This window comes from Planctomicrobium limosum (genome assembly GCF_051465645.1).
Classification (GTDB): domain Bacteria; phylum Planctomycetota; class Planctomycetia; order Planctomycetales; family Planctomycetaceae; genus Planctomicrobium.
The window spans coordinates 4390979-4411441 of record NZ_CP195790.1 but is presented as its reverse complement, the minus strand read 5'-3'; the positions used below and the strand labels follow the sequence as shown (position 1 = coordinate 4411441).

Genomic DNA, 20463 nt, shown 5'->3' with positions numbered 1-20463 from the left:
AGAGGCTTTTTTATTTCTTGCCTGAATGCCCCAAGAGTTTCACACATGGCAGAACTAAACGAAATCACTTCGCTGGTAGATGACTCCGCTGTTGACCTCGTTGAACAGATGATGGCGATCCCTGGCAAGAGCGGTCAGGAAGGGAAAATCGCTGCGTTTATTGTCGACCAACTGAAGCAGGCGGGCATCGACGAGAAGTTGATTCAGTTCGACAACGCCAATAAGAAAAGCCAGTTTGGGGGTGAAGTCGGCAACATCATCGTGAAGCTGCCAGGGACAAAGCGTGGTCCACGGCGACTGTTGATGGCTCACATTGATACCGTCCCACTCTGCGTTGGCTGCGAGCCTGTTCGCAGTGGCAATATCATCCGCTCCAAGAATCCCCAGACAGCCCTGGGCGGAGACGATCGGGCCGGTGCCGCGACGATCCTCAACACAATCAAGCTGATCCAGAAGCACCAACTGCCCCACAATCCAATCACCCTGCTCTTTGCGGTTCAGGAAGAAGTCGGGCTGGTCGGTGCCCGGCATGTGGCGATCAGTAAGCTCGGAAACCCCAAACTCTGTTTCAACTGGGACGGTGGAGCCCCGAATCTGGCGACCATCGGAGCAACTGGTGACGATCACATCGCCATTGAAATCACCGGCATCGCAAGCCACGCAGGCGCCCACCCTGAAGGCGGAGTCAGCGCAATCGTGATCGCATCAAAAGCGATCAACTCGCTCGTAGAAGATGGCTGGTTCGGGAAGATCGTCAAAGGAAAGAAGACCGGAACAAGCAACATCGGTGTGATTCAAGGAGGCGATGCCACTAACGTCGTCACCGATCGACTCGTCCTCAAGGCGGAAGCACGAAGCCATGATCCGGCGTTTCGAGCGAAGATTGTCGAAGCTTACCTGAAAGCGTTTGCCAAAGCGGCGAAGACCACGAAGAACGCCAGCGGAAAATCAGGCACAATCACATTCGAATCATCGAACAAGTACGAAGCTTTTCGACTTGATCCAGAACACGAAGTTGTGAAAACCGCGATCGACGCGATTTCAACCGTCGGCCGAACTGCTGAACTCCGCATTTCAAACGGCGGGCTGGACGCCAACTGGATGAATGCTCACGGGCTGCCAACCGTCACACTTGGTTGCGGGCAATCTGGAATTCATACAGTGAATGAAGAACTGATTGTCGATGCCTACCTCGATGCATGCCGCATCGCGCTGGTCATTGCCACCCGATCATGACCTCACGCAGCGACTTCCAAAATGAAACGGCGTCTCCCACAGTTGCGGAAGACGCCGTTTTTCTATTCCCGTTGTGACTCAACTACCACTCATCCAGCTTAAATGAACGCAGTCGCACCTGCTTCTTTGCAGGCTCACTCTATTTCGTGCCGAGAAGTCCTTCATCTTTGAAGAGCTTGTATTCCACGGCATCCACCAGCGCGAGCCAGCTCGCTTCGATGATGTTCTCACTCACGCCAATCGTGTTCCATACATCCGTCTCGTCTGCACTTTCGATCACGACACGAACACTCGCGGCTGTCCCCCCGGAAGAGTTGATGACACGCACCTTGTAGTCCACCAGCTTCATGTCAGCGAGATTGGGATAGGTCTCAACCAAAGCTTTACGCAATGCCTGATCAAGAGCGTTGACCGGACCGTCCCCTTCTGCGACTTCATGGCGAACAGGACCATTCCCGTTGATCTTCAACTTCACTGTCGCTTCAGTCAGTGGTGTCTCTTGCCCTGCGGTTTCGACATTCACCCGATAATGCATTCGCTGGAACTTCGGCTCATATACGTTGGCGACTTTTTTCACCAGCAGATCGAACGAGGCCTCAGCCGCTTCAAACTGATAGCCAACGTTTTCGAGTTCCTGAACCTTGGCAAGAATCGCGGACATCAATTCCGGATCTTTGTCGAGTTTCAGCTTCGTCGTCTTCGCGACAATGTTCGATCGACCAGACAATTCACTGACCAGAATACGCCGCTCGTTTCCGACAACTTCTGGATTGATGTGCTCATAGCTGTGAGCAAACTTATTCACAGCATGAACGTGCATTCCCCCTTTATGGGCAAATGCACTGCGTCCAACATAAGCCTGACCAGAACGGAAGTTCATGTTGGCCAGTTCATAGACGTACCGCGACAGTTCAGTGAAATGGGACAGGCCATTCCCCTGAGTCAGCACTTCATAGCCCTGCTTTTTCAAAGCCAGATTTGCGGCCACGCTGATCAGATCCACGTTTCCGCAACGTTCCCCGATGCCGTTGATGGTTCCCTGTACCTGAACGACCCCGGTATCGACAGCAGCCAGTGAGTTTGCCACAGCGAGTTCACAGTCGTTGTGACAATGAATCCCCAATGGAGTCGTCAGGTGTTCTTTCACTTTCGTGAGAATACTGACGATCTTCTCCGGCAAACTTCCGCCATTGGTGTCACAGCAAACGATTGTGTCTGCTCCGGCTTTCTGAGCAGCGAGCACGGTCTTGAGTGCGTACTCGGGGTTCGCAGTAAAGCCGTCGAAGAAATGCTCAGCATCATAAAAGACCGTCCGACCGAGCGATTTCAAATAAGAAATCGAGTCGTAGATCATCGCCAGATTCTCTTCGAGATCGACACGCAACACTTCCGTCACATGCAGGTCCCATGTTTTCCCGACGATGGTACAGACAGGCGCTTTCGAATCACGCAGCGCCTGCATCCCGACATCCTGATCAGGAGTCACGCCTTTGCGACGTGTCATCCCAAAGGCACAAACCTTCGCATGCTTCAGTTTCAGTTCCTGAACGCGCTGGAAGTATTCAAAGTCTTTTTCGTTGGAAAGAGGATAGCCCCCTTCAATAAAGTCGAAGCCCAATTCATCCAGCTTTTGAGTAATCAGGAGTTTGTCCTGAAGCGAAAAGTTCACTCCCTCTCCCTGACTTCCGTCACGGAGCGTTGTGTCGTACATCTGGATATACATGAGCCATCTCTTACAGTTGGAGACCCAAACGGTCTGTTGTGGACAGTCGGCACTCAGGGCGAATCCCAGTCGATCCGGACCTGATTGATTGCGTGTCACCCAGCAAACATTCTGCGAAAAATCTCTGCGATGTCGGCCGAGTGTCTGTTCGCAAGCGGATAATTCCAGAACGAAAAAACCCTCTCGGATCACTAGGATCGGAGAGGGTCTGGAGTTTTCCAGTCGAACTCAAATCCTGCCATGCGCATCAATAATTCGAATCGCAATGATCTGCGAAATTCGAATGTCAATAATGCTGATCGGCAGGGATTTCATCTATTTTTTCTTGAAGACAAGCCTCAAATTCAACACGAATCGTCAGACAAATCTATGGGCGTCAGGTAGGAAAGGTCAATCGTGATGCCGAAAAAATCTTTCCTCAGGAGCGAAAATCAACTCCCCCAATGCGATTCATCAAACCGATCCGGACAAACAAACGACCTCGATATTGCCCTACTTCCAGGCGAATTCCTGCCCTGAAAGTCGTTCATACGCATCAACATATTTCTCTCGTGTCTTCGCGACGATCTCTTCTGGCAGTGTCGGCGGCGGGCTCTCTTTATCCCAGTCCGTTGACTCCAACCAATCCCTGACGAACTGCTTGTCGAAGGACGGCTGGTTTTTCCCTGGCTGATATTGGTCCGCAGGCCAGAAGCGAGAACTGTCCGGGGTCAAAACCTCGTCGATCAGGACGATTTCGTCTCCGACCAGCCCGAACTCGAATTTCGTGTCTGCGATGATAATCCCACGTGTCAGCGCTTCCGCCGCCGCACGTTCATACAGACTGATGCTGAAGGTCTGCAAATCGTCGGCAAGCTCATAGCCGATGAGCTCTTGCATTTCAGAGATCGAGATATTCTCGTCGTGCCCGGATTCCGCCTTCGTCGCCGGAGTGAATTGTGACTCCGGGAGCTTATCGCATTCCCGCAGCCCGACCGGAAGACGAACCCCTGCGAGAGTCCCTCGTGAGCGATATTCTTTCCAGCCGGAACCAGCCAGATAGCCACGCACCACGCATTCGATGGGAACGACTTCGGTTTTGCGGACGACCATCGATCGCCCTTGCAATGCGTCGACGTCCACCCCTTCAGGGAGCGGGAGTGTCGTTACATCCAGGCTGATGAGATGATCGTTCACCTGCAGCCGGTCGAACCAGACCTTACTGATCTGGGTCAGAATGCGGCCTTTATCTGGAATTCCCGTCGAAAGGACCCAGTCAAAGGCACTGATTCGATCCGTGGCAACCAGCAGCAGCCGATCACCAAAGTCGTACACGTCGCGAACCTTGCCGCGTCGGACAGGAATACCTGGAATTGAAGATTCGAGAAGCGCAGACATGACAAAGCCTGAGGTCAATTTCAACGGAAGCTGATGAAGTATTCGATCAGGTTCACAGTTTACAGTTGACCGGTTGAAATGTCTGCCCTCCCCTTCTCCAGTGAGATCCTTGCCGTCTTAACCGGAATAGCATCCGTCGCAATTGCTAACTCGTGGCAAGAGCCTGAGTGCCGATGTTCAGATAGGCATGAACGTGCGGAGCCCCGCGGAAGTGGCAGACGAAGGTTGGTCCTTCAATTCGCCAGACGTCCCATTCACGATCATTTCCCAGGTCCGCCTCCTGATAGAAGGCCATCGACAGAGACTTCATTCCACCGCCAGTTTCGATACAGGCCATCGATTCCGCGACGTCTTCCGAGCGGTATGGGGCCAGCAGCGTTTGAATGACAGATCGAAGCAATTCTTCCTGATCACCAGAGAATTCATTGACGGAAAGCCCTGAGAACTTCCCTGACTTCCCCTGCAACGCCACCTTATTTTCTGCTGGTGGCTTCACGAGCAGCGCCTTCTTCGCCTGATCAGCGTTGAGCGCCCGAAACACTTCATTGGCCCGTTGCGTCTGATAGTAGAAGATGTTGTCTTTGACGTTCTCTTCGCCGTGCCCATAGACAACGGGACCACCAAACGCGGCTCCCTTCGTGCTATTTCCATCGGCTCGCAATGTCAGGTGACGCCCTGTCATCAGAAACTCGAACTGATCCGACTGAGGGTTACCAAAGAGTGCAATGTGATAGCGATCCCAACCGCCATCATCAAATTCTGTCTGCTCCAGGAATCGCTTGTGACCATCTTCACTGGTGATTCCGCGGAAGACCTCGCCAATCAGCCCCTTTTGCTCTTTGGAGTAGAATTGCTCATGGATCGCCGGTTTGCTGATTGCCCAGTTCGCATGCGCCTTTTGGCGCATCGCGTCTTTGGCATCGAAGCAGATGACACTTCGCTGCTCCGGAGTCAAAGTCTCATATAATTTCTGAGCGGCTGTCTCGGCTGTGCTGCTACGAGAAGGTGCGGCATACGCCCCTGTGAACGGTCCTGCCAGAGAAAGCGTTCCCAACGCTGCAGCAGAGACTCCGATTTTTTGCAGGAAATCCCGCCGGGAGAGATCAGGAGAATCACAATGACATTGTGAACGCTGGGATTGAGGCATGAGTTCGGTCCTGACTGAAGATCATTCGTACGACCAATGACAGAGAGTCAAATATAAACAAACTCAAATTGGACAGCCATTCTGAATTTCGTTTCACAACAGAATCGGCAAATTTATTAAGAACGCCCCCCTCCCAGACCGGAATCAATGCGAATCAATCAAGCGGCGTCCCGGAAATCGATCTGAATCAGGACAGAACCCGCGTCCATCAGACGTTTTCCTGTGATGCTTGCAGTAAGATCATTCCCCAGCCGGAGGAATTTGAACGCTGTTGTCTCCCAAGGTTACACCCACCTTCTCTGCAATCAGGGCTCGACTCTGAATCATGGCGAATCGTCCCCTATTCCAACTCGTTGAACCAGCGCGGCAGTGCTCATACCTGCCTGATGAAGCCGCATCGCTGGAGTATCGCGGCTACCAATCCCTTGCCCCTGCAGAGCTGGAAGAATTCATCAGTCGAGGTTGGCGGCGATTTGGTGCCCACCTGTTTCGCCCCGCCTGCCAGTCATGTGTGCAGTGTGTGCCGGTACGGATTGATGTGAATGCGTTTCAGCCATCCAAGAGTCAACGTCGCGTCTTGCGCCGGAATGAGCATGTCAGAGTCGAGCTCACTGACGCAACATTAAGCCGCGACCATATCGAGCTTTACAACACCTGGCATCTCGACATGACCCAGCGTCGGGACTGGCCGGACAACCAGACAACCCCTCAGGACTACGGGCAGAACTTTCTGGCAGGTGATTTTCAAAGCGCCTGCGAACTTCGATACTTCGACGGCGACAAGCTGATTGGAATCGGGTTGATTGATCTGCTTCCCACGTCAATTTCCAGCATCTATTTCTATCACGCACCAGAATGGCGACCGGCAGGCCCAGGGACATTCTCACTCCTGTGCGAAATCGACCTGGCTCGACAACTCGGACTTCATTACGTCTACCTGGGGTACTGGATCGCAAATTGTCCTTCGATGGCCTACAAGAATCGCTTCCACCCCCATGAAATCCTGCCTGGACGCCCCGGCGAAGGAATTTCGCCTCTGTGGCAACTGGCAACGGACGTCGACGTCGACTAAGTCGGTCTGATGGAAGAGCAAACGGCTCTCGGCTATCATCTGTCGGCGTAACGGAATTCGTGATTCACGACTTCCGGTCACGGCATGATGGAGCCTGACAGTTCAGTCTCGCAGGTTACTCACGTATTACATTTTTGACTGCTCTGGAGTTTGAATATGGATATGCTGTCAACGATTCAAGGTTCCCTGCTCGAAGGGTTCTACCCGAAAGGATGGGACCTTGCCAAAATCGACGCCTGCATTGCCGACGACCCAAAGGCAATCACCAAGCGGCAGCCTTGGTGGAACGAAAAATTTGAACTCGTTCCTTGCACCAGCGTTGGCGACTTCGACACCCTGATGGGACACGAAATCGCCATGACGATCCGCCGCGCACGTGAAGCAGGCGAAAAGCTGGCCATGATCCTGCCAGTCGGGCCAATGGGAATGTACCGCTGGGCGGTCTACTTCCTGACCGAATGGAATGTGCCTTGCGATCACGTCTATGGTTTCAACATGGACGAATGGGCTGACAAAGATGGCAACACACTGCCAGGCAACGAGCCAGGTGGTTTCGAAGACGCAATGTCCAAGGCGTTCTACGGCCCGCTCGGAAAGCTGACTGTTCCGCCGTCACAGCGTAACTTCGCAACCAAAGAGAACCTGCCGACCTACGCAGAGAAGATCGCCAATCTTCGTAAAGAAGGTGCGAAACTCGCCGTTGTGTTCGGGATCGGCCGCGTCTGTCACATCGCATTCTGGGAACCACAGTTTGCTGGTGAATACGCTTCAGAAGCAGAGTGGAAGCAACAGACACATCGTATCGGTGCCAAACTGCACCCGCTCACCATCGAGCAGAACGCTCTCGGTAGCTTCAAGAGCCGCAGCACCAAGATTCCTTGCTACGCCAACACCATCGGCCCAGGCCTGTTCCTGAGCGCTGACTACATCATCGGCGGAGCAGACGGGGTCTTCGGTCGTGGAATGCAATGGCAAGGTCTGAGCCTGTGGATGACACTCCACCACGGACCATCTTCATGGATTCCATCCAGCTACATGCCAACTCAGGCTGGGCGACTCTTCTTCCTGGAAGAACTCGCTGGTCCATTGGTTGCTGAATGTAACTAAGTGTTTTTCTCGATGAGTCAGGCCAGTGAGATCACTCTCCTTTGCGAGATAGACCTCACACCAGTGCCAAATACGACTCAATCGAGATGAACCCGTTCAAAGTCGATTTCGCCGCAGGCTGTCCATGACAGTCTGCGGTTTTTTTATGCATCACACCAGATCTTTGAGAAGGTCGAGAAGCGGCACAATATAGGACGCAATTTCATAGCTAGCAAATTAATTATTCTGAACCATCAGGCTTTACATTTTGAACAATGATTGAAATTCTAATTTGATGCTAAATATCAACAGTCGCGTTGCCGCAAAGCAGCACGATGAGAAATAGCATCACCCAAAGGAAGTCAATAGGAAATCCGTCACATCAACAGGATTCGTAATTCACTATTTTTCTAAGAGTTGCGTGAAAGTTCTGGCAAAACCACTACAACTTCCTATCAGACGGAACGCCCTTTGCCATGGATGGAAAGCATGCTCGTCATCACCCCCCGAACACTGCCTCGTACAGAACTGGCCTATGTGGCCTTCAGGCTAGCATGTCTCGATACCAGAGAACGTCTGGAGCTTGCTCTCCAGCTCGATATTTGCCCGGATCGTAGCTTTGGTTTTTTGACCGAGGTTCCCTTCCTTCGTAATGTCCCTGCTCAGGTGCAGCTGGCGTTGCTAATGGAAACGTGGTCCAAGCATCTGACTCCAGTGCCACAACCAGCGTCACTCCTCGATGAAGCGATTCTGTATGCCGCGTGTGAATGTGCGGCCCGGATCATTCGAACCGAGACAGAAGTCGCCCGACGCTTCATGAGTCGAGGTCCTATCGAATGCCAGAGTAGAATTGACAAGAAACTGGCCGAGAATTTGCAATCTTTGCAAACGACTCACGTGCAGGAAGGCCTCTTTTTGTTGCTCAGCCAATTTCAGGATATCCCTCCTGTCGAGGCTGTTCCTTTAAAGCAACAGCACGGGCTCACCCCTGAAATTTACGAGTGCCTGTTTGAAGTTCTTGGCCGCTGGTACGTCTCTTCAGAGATGCTCTCAATGGCCAACGGGCTCCTGACTCGAGTCGAGATCGAACAACTCGGATCGCTGCTCAACGCCGCCCGCTGTACTCAAAGCCCGATTTGAGCTCGCAGGCAGATTCAAAGCCTTTATGTCGACAGCACAGTCGTCTTCTCGACAGGGAAGACTGAATGCCGCTTGCCCTCAGAGACGCTTAAAGCAAAAAGGACTCACACAGAAATTTCTGGATGAGTCCTTTTTCAATATCAGCAAGCGACATAGATCATGTCTTAGTCGAGCAATGCGATCACCAGACCACTGCGGATCTTTGGATCGAACCATGTCGATTTTGGTGGCATGAACAGGTTCTGCTCACAAACATCGACGAACTGCTTCATCGTGACCGGAGCGACTGACAACGCGAGATCGTAGTTCTTCAGTTTCACCTGATTCACCAGATACTCTGCATCCTTGTTTCCGCCGACGTAATTGATTCGCTTGTCTCGCGCATCAGCCATGCCAAGAATGCCGTCGATGATGTGACGCTGGATAATGTCCGAGTCAATCGCCTGCGCGGCATTCTGGGGGTCGAAGGATCCCGCCTTCGGCACCAGCTCGTACCAGTTCTGATTGAGATACAGCCCAATCACATTCACGGTCTCAGGGCGATACGGTGGCACCTCGCCCAGCAATTTGACGTCGAAGTTCTCTTTCAGCTTCGACAGAAAATCGTCAGGAGAAATGCCGTTCAGTGGCAACAGGCGGTTATACGGTTCGAGCCCGAGACGGCTGGTTGGGAAGTAGACCGTCAGGAAGTGATCCAGTCCCATCGCAGCAGCCGCTGCACTGCGGTGATTTCCGTCTGCCACGTATGCAGCAGGCTCAGCAGCGAGCAACCTCTGAAGCCGTTCAATCGTTTCGGCGTCGGTCACAATCCACGACCGATGCAGGTTCCGGCCTTCATCGAGCGTTTCAAAGTCACATGGGCGAGCCTGGGTCAACTCGGTCAGTGCGGCCAGCAATGCTCCAGACTTGTCCTGAACAGCGAGGTTCACGGTTCCGAAGTCGGCTGTCGTGGCCCGCAACAGTTGAGCGCGCCCTTCTGCCTTCTCTGGACGAATCCCTTCATTGCGGATCACTGTTCCTTCAGGATTGGCTTCCGTTCGGATCTCTGAAGTCAGCCCAAATCCACCGACCCCGAGCTGAGGCTCGTTCGGGCGTTTTGGTGAGGTAATTTCGTAAACCCACAGAGAGTTCTCAACCAGTTTCAGCAACGGGTTGTTTTTCAGAACTTCCATCTGTTGCGTGGCGTGTGCCAGAGCTTCTGGACCACCATCTTCAAAGATGTCTCCATGATCAGGAACATGACAATGCGGCATCGTGATCTTCAAGACATTATCCGGCCGAGCCTGGAGAAGATCCCACACTTCGCGGTCACTCTGGAACTCATCGTAGTTCGGAGCACTGACACGGTATGCGGCGTTGGAATCAACCGGCACAAGTGCACGACGGACGGGACGAATGCTGACCATATATCAAACCAATTCTCTGGAATCGAAGTCACGAAAACTTGTAGACGGAATTTCAAACAACGGATCAGGAGCAGCCCACGCAGGTACTGCTCCTGAAACCATGGTCTATCGCTTTAATGGTTTGTATTTCAGACGGTGTGGACGATCGGCATCAATCCCGAGTCGTTCACGACGTTGAAGTTCGTACATCTTGTAGTTCCCCTCGAACCACACGACCTGACTGTCCCCTTCAAAGGCCAGAATGTGTGTCGCAATCTTGTCGAGGAACCAGCGATCGTGCGATGTCACGACGGCACAACCACCGAAGTTGACGAGACCTTCTTCGAGTGCCCGCAATGTTTCGACATCGAGATCGTTGGTCGGTTCGTCCAACAGGATCAGGTTGCCGCCAGATCGAAGAACCTTGGCAAGGTGCACACGATTTCGTTCCCCCCCGGACAAGTCACCCACAAAGGTCTGCTGCTCAGTTCCTTTGAAGTTAAACCGACCGCAGTAAGCCCGAGCGTGAATCTTGGTTCGACCGACCATCAGCATGTCGTCACCACCGGAGATTTCCTCGTACACCGTCTTCGTCGGGTCGAGTGCATCGCGCGACTGATCGACATACGCCAGATCCACGGTGTCCCCGATACGAAGTTCTCCTTCGGTCGGAGTTTCCTGTCCGGTAATCAACTTAAAGAGTGTCGTCTTCCCTGCCCCGTTCGGGCCGATCACCCCTACAATTCCCCCCGGCGGAAGATTGAACTCCATGTTTTCGAACAACAGATGATCGCCAAACGCTTTGGTCAACCCCTTTGCTCGAACGACAAGATCGCCCAACGGACGACTGACTGGAATCTGAATCTGTGCCGCATCGTCGCGCTCATCGAACTGCTGAGCAGCCAGTTCCTGATAACGTTGAAGACGTGCTTTGTTCTTCGTCGCCTGAGCTTTTGGTGACATCCGCACCCAGTCGAGCTCGCGCTTCAGAGCACGTTGGCGTTTGTCTTCCTTCTTCTGCTCAACTGCGAGTCTGGCTTCCTTCTGCTCCAGCCATGCAGTGTAGTTTCCTTCATAGGGATAACCGTGGCCGCGATCCATTTCGAGAATCCAGCCAGCAACGTTTTCGAGGAAGTAACGATCGTGGGTAATCGCCACGACCGTTCCCGGAAACTCATGCAGGAAGCGTTCCAACCAGCCAACCGACTCGGCATCAAGGTGGTTCGTTGGTTCGTCCAGAAGCAGCATGTCCGGGTTCTGCAGCAACAACCGGCACAATGCCACACGTCGCTTTTCGCCCCCTGACAAATGCTCGACCAGTGCATCGCCCGGCGGCAGACGCATCGCATCAATGGCCATTTCCACAGTGCGATCGAGTTCCCACAGGTTGGCGTGGTCGATCTTGTCCTGAACGACAGACTGTTCTTCCAGCAGAGCGTCCATCTCTTCCTGCGAAATCTCTTCGCAGAGTCGCTCGTTGATGGCGTTGTACCGATCCAGAATCGCCTGAGATTCCTGAACCGCTTCGTTCACACACTCCTGAACCGTTTTGGTTGGATCAAGCCGTGGTTCCTGTGGGAAATAGCCAATCTTGATCCCTTTGGCGGGACGAACGGCTCCCATGAAGTCCGTGTCTTCGCCGGCCATGATCCGCATCAGGGTACTTTTCCCTGAGCCGTTATCACCGATCACGCCGATCTTGGCTCCCGGAAAGAACGAGAGCCAGATGTTCTCCAGGACGACTCTTTCGTCGTACATCCTGGTCAAACCTTCAATCGACATAATGTATTGCTGTGACATGTCCTCTAAATCCCGACAAAATTTGCAGCGATTCGCCAGTAACTTGAATCAGATCCATCTGCCGGCGACCAACGTTGGGCCAACAGTCAATCACCGACGAACGCTTCACTCAATATCTTACAGCAGAACCAGACAACGAGGCGATGCACGGCCAGATTCACTGCCCGCAACGATCCGAAACCCGTCGCCCAAACCATCAAACAAAACTGATAGGAGCACTCTGCTCCCAAACCTGCCCATATAGTGTACGCGAGGAAGCAAGCAACTGAAGCGAGTTCATCGGGAACACCTGTGTGTGAAATAAAAAACAGCAGCCGAGATCACTCCCGACTGCTGCTGAGACTTTTGCCTGACAAGCAACTTATGCCTGAGGCGCAGGGGCTTCTGGAACTTCGTAGCCCTTTCGGTATTCACGAGTCAGCAGCTTGTTGGCTGCATCGTTGTTGGTGAATTTCTCGGTCTTTGGATCCATTTCCAGCCACGGGCCGACGTTGAGCTTCGGATCGCTGACGTCAACTTTGTTTGCAGCCAGATGTTCGGCCATTCGGCTCCACGAATCAGACCAAAGCTTGTTGCCGGACACTTCTTTCTCAATGTCTGCTGCTGTCTTTGGAGTTCCCAGCACATGGCTGATCGCTCCGGTGTGGCACAGAGCACTGGACAGATGGCCTTCCAGAATCTCCCCATTCAGATCCTGGTATTTCCCGGAACGAATGGCGTCGAAGAGGTTTCCGAAGTGTCGGGTTTCTGCGTTTCCTTTCGAAACCCAGCTTTCGATCTGCTCACCGTCCGGATTGAACACTGTTGCGTTGGTGTAGCTCGGTACAACAACGTAACCCTTTTCACACTGAACGATAATCCCCACCTGAGACCCGCGGTAGTTGTCCATACCGGTGCTCCAGTCGAGATCTTTGCGTGGCAAACCACGGGTTTCGAAGATCAACGGAGCCTTCTCATAGGCGTGGTAAACAATCTGGGTGTTTGGAGTATCCCCAGCATCGTCATAGCCAACGCGTCCACCGATACTCATCAAACGTGGAGACAATTCGCCTTCACCGAGGAACCAGCGGGCAATATCCATCTGATGGATGCCCTGATTCCCCATGTCGCCGTTGCCTGTGTTAAAATCCCAGTGCCAATCGTAATGCAACTGTGGACGGTACAGGTCGACCTTCGCGGCAGGCCCGCACCACAGGTCATAGTCAACGGTTTTTGGAATCTCGAGTGGCTGATCGAGTTTGCCAATGCTCTTACGTGGCTTGTAGCAGGTTCCAATCACATACTGGATTTTCCCGAGCTTTCCTTCCTGAACGTATTTCACGGCTTCATGAAGACTTGGGCTCGAACGTGACTGGGTTCCGGCCTGACACAGCTTCCCGGTCTGGCGAGACCAGTTCACCAGTTGGCGACCTTCCCAGACGTTGTGGGAAACCGGCTTTTCGACATAAACGTGTTTGCCAGCCTGCAGCGCCATAATGGCGTGCAAAGAGTGCCAATGGTTTGGTGTCGCAATGCTGATGATGTCGATGGTTGGGTCGTCAAGAATGCGGCGGAAATCCTGTTCGATCTGCGGAACAGGTCCCCCCTTCGACTCGATCTGCTTCGCCTTGTTGGCTGCATGGGCCAAGTCAGCATCCACGAGGTAGCGGATTTCTGCGTCTGGACGGTCAAGCAGAGCAGAAACGTGGGCTCCCCCACGTCCACCGGTACCGACAACAGCGGCACCAATTTTTTCGTTCGGGCTCGTACTTTTCGGCTTATCATCCGCTTCGACACGGTTGTAAATCGCAGTTGCAGCCCCCATTGCGGCGGCTGACTTCAAGAAATAACGTCGAGTCAATGACATGGCGAATCCTCTTCATTGAATTGAAGCGACTTTGACGAGAACGATGAGCAGCGGACGATCGCAACCACAAACCCAGTCACCAGACTGCTCACTGCGTGACAAATATCTCGTGCAATCGACTCGTCAACTTCAGGCGGGACAGTCTCAACCGAAAACATCATTTCAGTGTAAATAAATACATACCGTTCGACCAGTCGAGGCACCGCCCAACTCATCCACACGGCTCAGATTGCAAAAGGGCGTCAAAATTGAAGAGCGGCCGCAGCTAACCCCAACAGGTCTAGCGGGTAACGCACAGGTTGTCTCGGTGAATGACTTCTTGATACGCGGCACCACCCAGTTGCCCAACGATCTCGTCGGAGCGTTTCTTGGAAATCGTCGCAACCGTCGCTGCATCGTAGTTTGTGAGCCCGCGCGCGAACTCATTCCCATCGGAGTCGACCAATGAAACGAGTTCCCCCTTCTCAAAACTCCCCTCAATTCGGGTCACGCCAATCGGAAGCAGAGATCTTCCGTTGTGTTCCACCGCTTTTACGGCTCCTGAATCGAGATGCAACTTACCTCGTGGAGTGATCGTAAACCCAATCCAGCGTTTCCAGGCAGGCACGGTGCCCCCTTTCGCTGTAAACAAGGTTCCGACATCCTCTCCGTTCAAAATGCGGCCAATCACTTGCGGGTCTTTGCCGTTCGCGATGATCACACATTCGCCTACGGCCGTTGCCATGCGAACAGCTTCAAGTTTCGTGAACATTCCGCCTGTGCCGCGAGAACTCTTCACATCTTTCGCCAATCCCATCAACGAATCATCCCATTGATCGACCAATGGAATTCGCTTGGAGTTCGGGTCAGCAGGATGGCCATCGTAAAGTCCATCGATCACAGAAAGAATGATCAGCAACGGATTCGGCAGCAGATTGGTCACCATCGCCGCGAGACGATCGTTGTCGCCAAACTTGATCTCGCGAACGCTGACGGTGTCATTCTCGTTAATGATCGGCACGACACCGTATTCAAACAGCGTACTAATCGTGTTCCGCACATTCAGGTAGCGGTCGCGATGCCGGAAATCGTTTGCAGTCAGCAGCAACTGAGCGGCGTGGTAGCCAAATTTCTTAAAGGCATCATCGTATGTCCGCATCAGGTGCGCCTGACCTGTCGCGGCCGCAGCCTGCAAGTGCGGCAGATCTTTGGGACGGCCAGAAAGCCCGAGCAATCCAATCCCTGCCCCCACTGCGCCACTGGAGACGAGCACAACCTTACGGCCTGTCTCACGAATCAGATGAATCTGCTCTGCGAGCTTCGAGATTCGGTCTGTGTCCAACCGATCGTCATCGCGCGACAACACATTGGTGCCCAGCTTGATCACGATCGTTTGTGCCGAAGTAACGACCTCCTGTCGAACGAGATTTTGCATTAACGCGGTCTGGCCAAAATAAAAGGTGAGGAAAGCAATCACATAACCCATCAGCCGGCAACGATCCGCCAATGGAGCCAACTGCAAAACGGTGAACACACTCTCAGATCGACATTCTTCGCCCTGCAGGTTCAGATTCGTCCAAGATTCCCGCGACAGAAAGACGCGACAAACAAACTGCGGGAAACAGGCTTACGACACAGACGCTCTGCAGTTCACCAAAGCCAGCGTTCCCCAACAGAAAACGCTGACTCGCGGCCATACATTAAACCAAAACAGCCTAATTTTCTTCCCACTTACGGCCAGCCTTCTCGTACTCCCGCTTCTTGTAATCGCGATCCTCAAGAATGCAGAGCTCTCCAGTGCTGTCATCATAGGCATAAACCTGCCACCGGTAGATTCCCTTGAGAGGAACATTTGCCTGACGAATCATCTGTTCGAACTCGGCAAACGCAGGCGGTTTCTCATGCTCAGCCTTGTGGAGATCAATTGCGTGCTTCAGATTCAACAGCTGCGCCCGCGAGCCGATCGAGAAGTAACTCTGAGAAGCAGAGGTCAAAGGGTCAGTCGCATTAATCCGATTTTCGACCTCAACCAGCTTCGGATTATCAGCCAGCATTTTCTTCCGATCCACCAGCTTGGTGTTATCCGCAGGGAAGCTCGGTGCGGCCGGAGCTGCTGGCTCCGCCGGCGCGGCAGGCTCCACAGGAGCAGCCGGAGTCGCAGCCTGCTCGTTCGCCGGAGCGTCCTTTTTCGCCTGCATCATCTTCGGGTCGACACACCCGCTACACAGCATCGCCACCACAAGACCATGCGCAAGTCGCAGCCGCTTTTGTGTACGCAAGAAGATCACCATCGGTTTTTATCCGTTTGAATGAACCAGACCCAAAATGCGATTCCAACGCCTGACTCCTGTGGTCGCAACAACCTTCCGGCTTCTGGCATGACTCGAATCGCTGAGATTCTTTTTAACTCCCCGGAGTGGCCGCGAGCAAGCTGTCAGCACGCCACTTTCCACCAACCCCAAACTACCGACACACTCTATTTCACCAAAAGGCACAACTTGTCTTCACGATTTCGACAAACTTTCTAGAATCAATCAGTGAGAATTCTGACGGAAATGCGTATCCATAAAGAGAAAGCCATTCGCAATCCGTCTCGTTTTTGAGTCAGCCCACTTCGACTCAGCAAGTCAGGCAGACCCCTGGTTTCCTGCCAGTCCCCCTGCACTTGCAAAAGACGCAAACATAAAGACGCCATGCCAGGCAGAAACATTGACTCAAAACCTGGTCGCCTCGTAGGACCGATACTGGCGAGTTCACTCGTCGTATTTCTGGGAGCCTTGGGGATTTCAGCGACAGTCGCCATCAGCGGCAAAGACCCCGGCACCGCGCTCCTGATTTTTCTCGGCTGCCTCGTAGGAACCTGCTTCCTGGCCTTTTTGCTCGGAAACAAATCAGTCGATCTACTTTCGACGCGATTTGGATGGATGATGAGCCGGGAAAATCGAAAAACGACGGAATACATTCCACAGGCAATGAGAATCAAACGTCGATTCGGAACCAACCTGCCTCCGTCTGCCAACGAAATCGCAGAGGCCAAACAAAGCCTAAACAGCTGGGTTCCAGCTCCGAACAAGCGAACGAGTCCGCCATCGAAGCAAGACTGATCGCCAGAAACCAGGAAGCAGCAGGCTCCAGACAAGAAAGCTTCTCGCCCACAAGAAATAGCATCCGCACGGCACGTGGTAAGCCACCTGTCTGGGAACTCTCATCAGCACGAATTCTTCAGTGCCAATACAACTGAATCGCAACAGTGCATTTCCAGAAATCATGCAGAGTTTCTGGCACGCGGAATTCAGTCTTTCGCTTAACAAGAAGACTGCTGCGCGGCCACATGATCGACCGAACCGGTCGAGTGCGAAGCCGAAAACTGCCCGAGTGTGATACGGCTTCGAACCAAATTGGAATCAGCCTTCAGCAACCGCCTTTGACTGCGACTGCTCCCCCTTCTCTTCGGGCAGGCACAACTCATCCCGAACGATCACCATCGTTCGAGGCGCATCGATCCCAATCCGAACAGTGTTGGGGCCAATACGAACGATCGTCACTGCAATGTCATCTCCAATGAGAATCCGCTCACCAGGTTTGCGAGAGAGAACCAACATAACGTGAGACCTCCATTCCAGAGCTATCGCCCAGGCGCCTGTTTTCATTCACTAAAGTTGCGCCATCACTTCGAACATGACATCAGAAAGATACCACAGCCAAACACCACAGTCCATAGCCATTTCTTGTAAACATTCGTTCATAGTGAACAAGCAAAAACGCACATGCCTACTTTTTAAGCAACCGCTCACCAAGATCAAATAAACCATGCAAATTGCCATTATGGCAGCAGGCATTGACACCGGAATCAACAGACCAGCCCCACCCACAGCAGAGATCAGAGAGATCAGAGAGATCAGAGAGAGCGTGCCGGAAGAAACACCCGAAAACACCACAGAGCGGCGACAAAACAAGAAGCAGGGCCAACCCACAAACGAAGCCACCTGAAGCAGAGCCTAAAGCCGACTTGGGGCCTCACGCAGCCTCGCAGCAACTTTCTCGACCGAAGAAAAGCTGAACCCCGCGTATCAGACTAGACGCACGAACTCAGGGGCACACTCCAGCCAACCCGAAACAACACTCGCGACAACCAGACAATTGCCTGCCGCCAACACATGGCGCAAAAAAAAGGCACCACACTCGAAAGTGTGGTGCCTTCCAGGACTGACCCCAAGGGGATTCGAACCCCTGTACTCGGACTGAAAATCCGATGTCCTGGGCCTCTAGACGATGGGGCCGGAGATGCGTACGGTACCGGAAGTTTGAAAGATGTCAAGCGGATCGCGTATGCAGAAAATAATTTTCTGCGAGATTCCAAACCCCGTGCAAGCACTCACACTTTCAGCACACCAACAATAGACACAACCATCAACAACAAAAGAGATTACGAAGAGGCAATCCAACCCCGCTTTCATCAGCGGCGATCGATCCAACTATGGTACGGCCGCAACCAACGACTTGAGCTGTAACGCACTAATAAAGACCTCCGCGAGAGCCTGAGCATCCAACGCGGCAGACGCTCCCAGACCGTCACCTAACTCAACTGACCCTCCGCCACCCCACTCCTCCCAGTGATCCACCAGGAACGCGACAGACTCTTCCGTACACGCCCGAATCGCCTCCAGACGAATCAACGCATCTGAGTCCAACCCACGGCGGACAACATCTGTGCAATGAGGCATATTCACAACCGGAACACCCCCAGATTCCCGCACTCGAGCAATCAGGCGATGAAACATGCGCTCAAACGCCAGAGACGAGCCTTCCTGCGACACAACCTCTGACAGTCCACACGAAATCACAACAATATGAGCACCAAAGCGGCCAATTCGCTCTGAGAAGTGATCCAGCACCTCCGCCAACTGCAACCCTGGCGATTCACTGTTCACAAAGATATCCCGCCCCCGCTGACACTGATCGCGAATTTTGCTGCACACCACTGGGGTGTAACTCACAACTGACGACCCGTTCTGCAGTTGCGACACAGTCGAGTCACCAGTAAACAACCAGGTCACGACTGGAGTTTCGGCAAATTTACGATGTAACGCCGGAAGCGTGACCGGAACAGGAGACCAAGATTCACCTCGCTGGGATCGCGAGACAATCGCATCCAGCAACGGAGCCGCAGAACCTCTTTCCGAACTCTCTTCAATACTCACAACCTCCGACACCTGAACCACATCGGTAACAGGTCCCCCAAGCTGGGAAATCAATCTCCGACGACGATCAGACGACGAAACACCGCGAAAACCAAAATGCCGTAACACCGAGGATTCCTAGGCTGGGCCCTGACTGCAGCAGGACTTCAAGGGAGGGGGAGCACTCAATTAACGCCCCCTCCCCTCACTCCGTCAAGTGTGCAGCACCCCTAATACCCAAACACTCTTCGCAAACCGCACACTTCAGTCAATTTACACCGCCTACACGAACCATCTCATGTCTCTGCCGTTTTGACCTGAAGCACCACTCGTTGCGAAGAGAGCTGTTTTGGCAGCTTCACAACGAGGAGTCCAGACCGGATTTCGACGGAAATCCCACTCCTGTCGATCGATTTCGGCAAGCGAAACGCTCGATTGAAATGCCGCAGCGGTCGAGATTGCCCTGCCGCCCCCTTTGCCCCGGTCGCATCAACAGTCAAAACATCCTGATCAACCGTCACCGAGACATCCTCAGCAGCAATTCCAGGCAACTCCAACTCAATAGAGTACCCCTGTTCTGACTCATACAGGTCTGCCACAGGACTCAAATCCCGCACCTCAACTGAACCACAACCATCGACAACAGAAGAGGTTACACATTCACAAGACATCGCTGTCACTCCTGATTTCAAACTGCCCTTCGACACGACTTCAAACCATGCAAATTTCTGAATCAATTCACCAAACCAACTAGACACCCACCACTGGAATTCGAACAGGCTGCTCCACCTGCGGGGCCTTCACAACAATTCTCAAAACCCCATTCTGATACAGGACTTCTGTCAAATCCCCTTGAACCACAAACGGAAGGCGAAGCGTTGCGTTCACGCCGGAAAGATCCCGCTCCCGCGCCCTACTCACACCAGCATCACCCGACACTGCGATTTCAGAACACGCAACGCTGAGCAACTCACCTTTGGCGGTCACCGAGAAGTCCTCAACCTTCCTTCCGGGAAGATCAAATTCAATTGCAACTCCTGAGTCGTCACGAACATATCGTGGCGCCCGCGAGGAACTGGTCACTTGGGTCCGCGCCGGAAACTCACTCAAAAGTGCATTCCAGGGAACACCATGAAGCGATCGCAACAAATCATGAACACGATTGGCAGGCAACATATCGTCCTCCATCACAAGAAAATGCCGTTTTGACGCCACCACGCACGACAACTCTCTCTAAGGCAGATTCCATACCGAACCAGTAGAACCACAGAACACACACAACCCATCATATTTACTAAAAACAACTTACAAACTATACGACAGAACAAAGCAAGTACAACAAACCAGACAACACTGTCATTTTGACACTCCTCAAGCAACTTCAGTAAAGCCATTACGGCCGACATTCAAGTAAAGGAGGGGAAAATGCAACGACTGCCGTGATAATACCTCTCCCCTCCGACTAGAGAGCCTAAAGCGACAGAAGAACCTC

At 52.9% G+C, this 20463-nt stretch carries 17 protein-coding genes and 1 tRNA gene; 5 read left to right on the top strand and 13 right to left on the bottom strand.

Features of this window, described 5'->3' with window-relative positions:
• Positions 1-45 precede the first annotated feature (45 nt).
• On the top strand, positions 46-1236 hold the full coding sequence (locus SH527x_RS16775; RefSeq protein ID WP_437191831.1) for a M20/M25/M40 family metallo-hydrolase: 1191 nt from the start codon (positions 46-48) through the stop codon (positions 1234-1236).
• Between the two features lie 139 nt (positions 1237-1375).
• On the opposite strand, the gene cimA is transcribed toward SH527x_RS16775, so the two are convergent.
• The 3 genes from cimA to SH527x_RS16760 form a co-directional block, all read right to left on the bottom strand.
• A complete protein-coding gene (cimA, locus tag SH527x_RS16770; protein ID WP_437194643.1) occupies positions 1376-2959 on the bottom strand; it encodes a citramalate synthase in 1584 nt (527 codons plus the stop codon).
• A gap of 492 nt (positions 2960-3451) precedes the next feature.
• The gene (locus SH527x_RS16765; protein WP_437191830.1) at positions 3452-4336 is read right to left on the bottom strand and encodes a phosphoribosylaminoimidazolesuccinocarboxamide synthase; all 885 of its coding nucleotides are present in this window, start codon (positions 4334-4336) and stop codon (positions 3452-3454) included.
• 145 nt (positions 4337-4481) lie between these two features.
• The gene (locus tag SH527x_RS16760) at positions 4482-5483 is read right to left on the bottom strand and encodes a DUF3500 domain-containing protein (protein WP_437191829.1); all 1002 of its coding nucleotides are present in this window, start codon (positions 5481-5483) and stop codon (positions 4482-4484) included.
• Positions 5484-5808: 325 nt separating this feature from the next.
• Between SH527x_RS16760 and SH527x_RS16755 the strand changes: the two genes are divergently transcribed.
• The 3 genes from SH527x_RS16755 (at position 5809) to SH527x_RS16745 (ending at position 8781) form a co-directional block, all read left to right on the top strand.
• Positions 5809-6555, top strand: a complete 747-nt coding sequence (locus SH527x_RS16755; RefSeq protein ID WP_437191828.1) for an arginyltransferase — start codon at positions 5809-5811, stop codon at positions 6553-6555.
• Between the two features lie 156 nt (positions 6556-6711).
• A complete protein-coding gene (locus SH527x_RS16750; protein ID WP_437191827.1) occupies positions 6712-7662 on the top strand; it encodes a 6-phosphogluconolactonase in 951 nt (316 codons plus the stop codon).
• A gap of 468 nt (positions 7663-8130) precedes the next feature.
• Complete coding sequence (locus SH527x_RS16745; protein ID WP_437191826.1) at positions 8131-8781, top strand: hypothetical protein; 651 nt, start codon at positions 8131-8133, stop codon at positions 8779-8781.
• A gap of 164 nt (positions 8782-8945) precedes the next feature.
• Here the strand turns inward: SH527x_RS16745 and SH527x_RS16740 are convergent, their stop codons facing one another.
• The 5 genes from SH527x_RS16740 to SH527x_RS16720 all read right to left on the bottom strand — a co-directional run bounded on the left by SH527x_RS16740 (position 8946) and on the right by SH527x_RS16720 (position 16082).
• Positions 8946-10187: a DUF1015 domain-containing protein gene (locus tag SH527x_RS16740; RefSeq protein ID WP_437191825.1), complete on the bottom strand. Its 1242-nt coding sequence runs from the start codon at positions 10185-10187 to the stop codon at positions 8946-8948.
• 105 nt (positions 10188-10292) lie between these two features.
• Complete coding sequence (ettA, locus tag SH527x_RS16735; RefSeq protein ID WP_437191824.1) at positions 10293-11966, bottom strand: energy-dependent translational throttle protein EttA; 1674 nt, start codon at positions 11964-11966, stop codon at positions 10293-10295.
• Between the two features lie 361 nt (positions 11967-12327).
• The gene (locus SH527x_RS16730) at positions 12328-13812 is read right to left on the bottom strand and encodes a Gfo/Idh/MocA family protein (RefSeq protein ID WP_437191823.1); all 1485 of its coding nucleotides are present in this window, start codon (positions 13810-13812) and stop codon (positions 12328-12330) included.
• A 280-nt stretch (positions 13813-14092) separates the two neighbouring features.
• Entirely contained in the window at positions 14093-15226 is a 1134-nt protein-coding gene (proB, locus tag SH527x_RS16725) for a glutamate 5-kinase (protein WP_437191822.1), read from the bottom strand.
• Positions 15227-15506: 280 nt separating this feature from the next.
• The gene (locus tag SH527x_RS16720) at positions 15507-16082 is read right to left on the bottom strand and encodes a hypothetical protein (protein WP_437191821.1); all 576 of its coding nucleotides are present in this window, start codon (positions 16080-16082) and stop codon (positions 15507-15509) included.
• A 402-nt stretch (positions 16083-16484) separates the two neighbouring features.
• Between SH527x_RS16720 and SH527x_RS16715 the strand changes: the two genes are divergently transcribed.
• Complete coding sequence (locus SH527x_RS16715) at positions 16485-16895, top strand: hypothetical protein (protein WP_437191820.1); 411 nt, start codon at positions 16485-16487, stop codon at positions 16893-16895.
• 300 nt (positions 16896-17195) lie between these two features.
• Here the strand turns inward: SH527x_RS16715 and SH527x_RS16710 are convergent, their stop codons facing one another.
• The 5 genes from SH527x_RS16710 to SH527x_RS16690 all read right to left on the bottom strand — a co-directional run bounded on the left by SH527x_RS16710 (position 17196) and on the right by SH527x_RS16690 (position 20147).
• Positions 17196-17393: a carbon storage regulator gene (locus tag SH527x_RS16710; RefSeq protein WP_437191819.1), complete on the bottom strand. Its 198-nt coding sequence runs from the start codon at positions 17391-17393 to the stop codon at positions 17196-17198.
• 605 nt (positions 17394-17998) lie between these two features.
• Positions 17999-18071 (bottom strand) — tRNA-Glu (locus SH527x_RS16705).
• Between the two features lie 195 nt (positions 18072-18266).
• Entirely contained in the window at positions 18267-19100 is an 834-nt protein-coding gene (locus SH527x_RS16700) for a hypothetical protein (RefSeq protein ID WP_437191818.1), read from the bottom strand.
• Positions 19101-19267: 167 nt separating this feature from the next.
• Positions 19268-19642: an Hsp20/alpha crystallin family protein gene (locus tag SH527x_RS16695; RefSeq protein ID WP_437191817.1), complete on the bottom strand. Its 375-nt coding sequence runs from the start codon at positions 19640-19642 to the stop codon at positions 19268-19270.
• A gap of 79 nt (positions 19643-19721) precedes the next feature.
• Positions 19722-20147 (bottom strand): Hsp20/alpha crystallin family protein, encoded by a 426-nt coding sequence (locus tag SH527x_RS16690; protein ID WP_437191816.1) that lies wholly within the window; start codon positions 20145-20147, stop codon positions 19722-19724.
• Between the last annotated feature and the right edge of the window lie 316 nt (positions 20148-20463).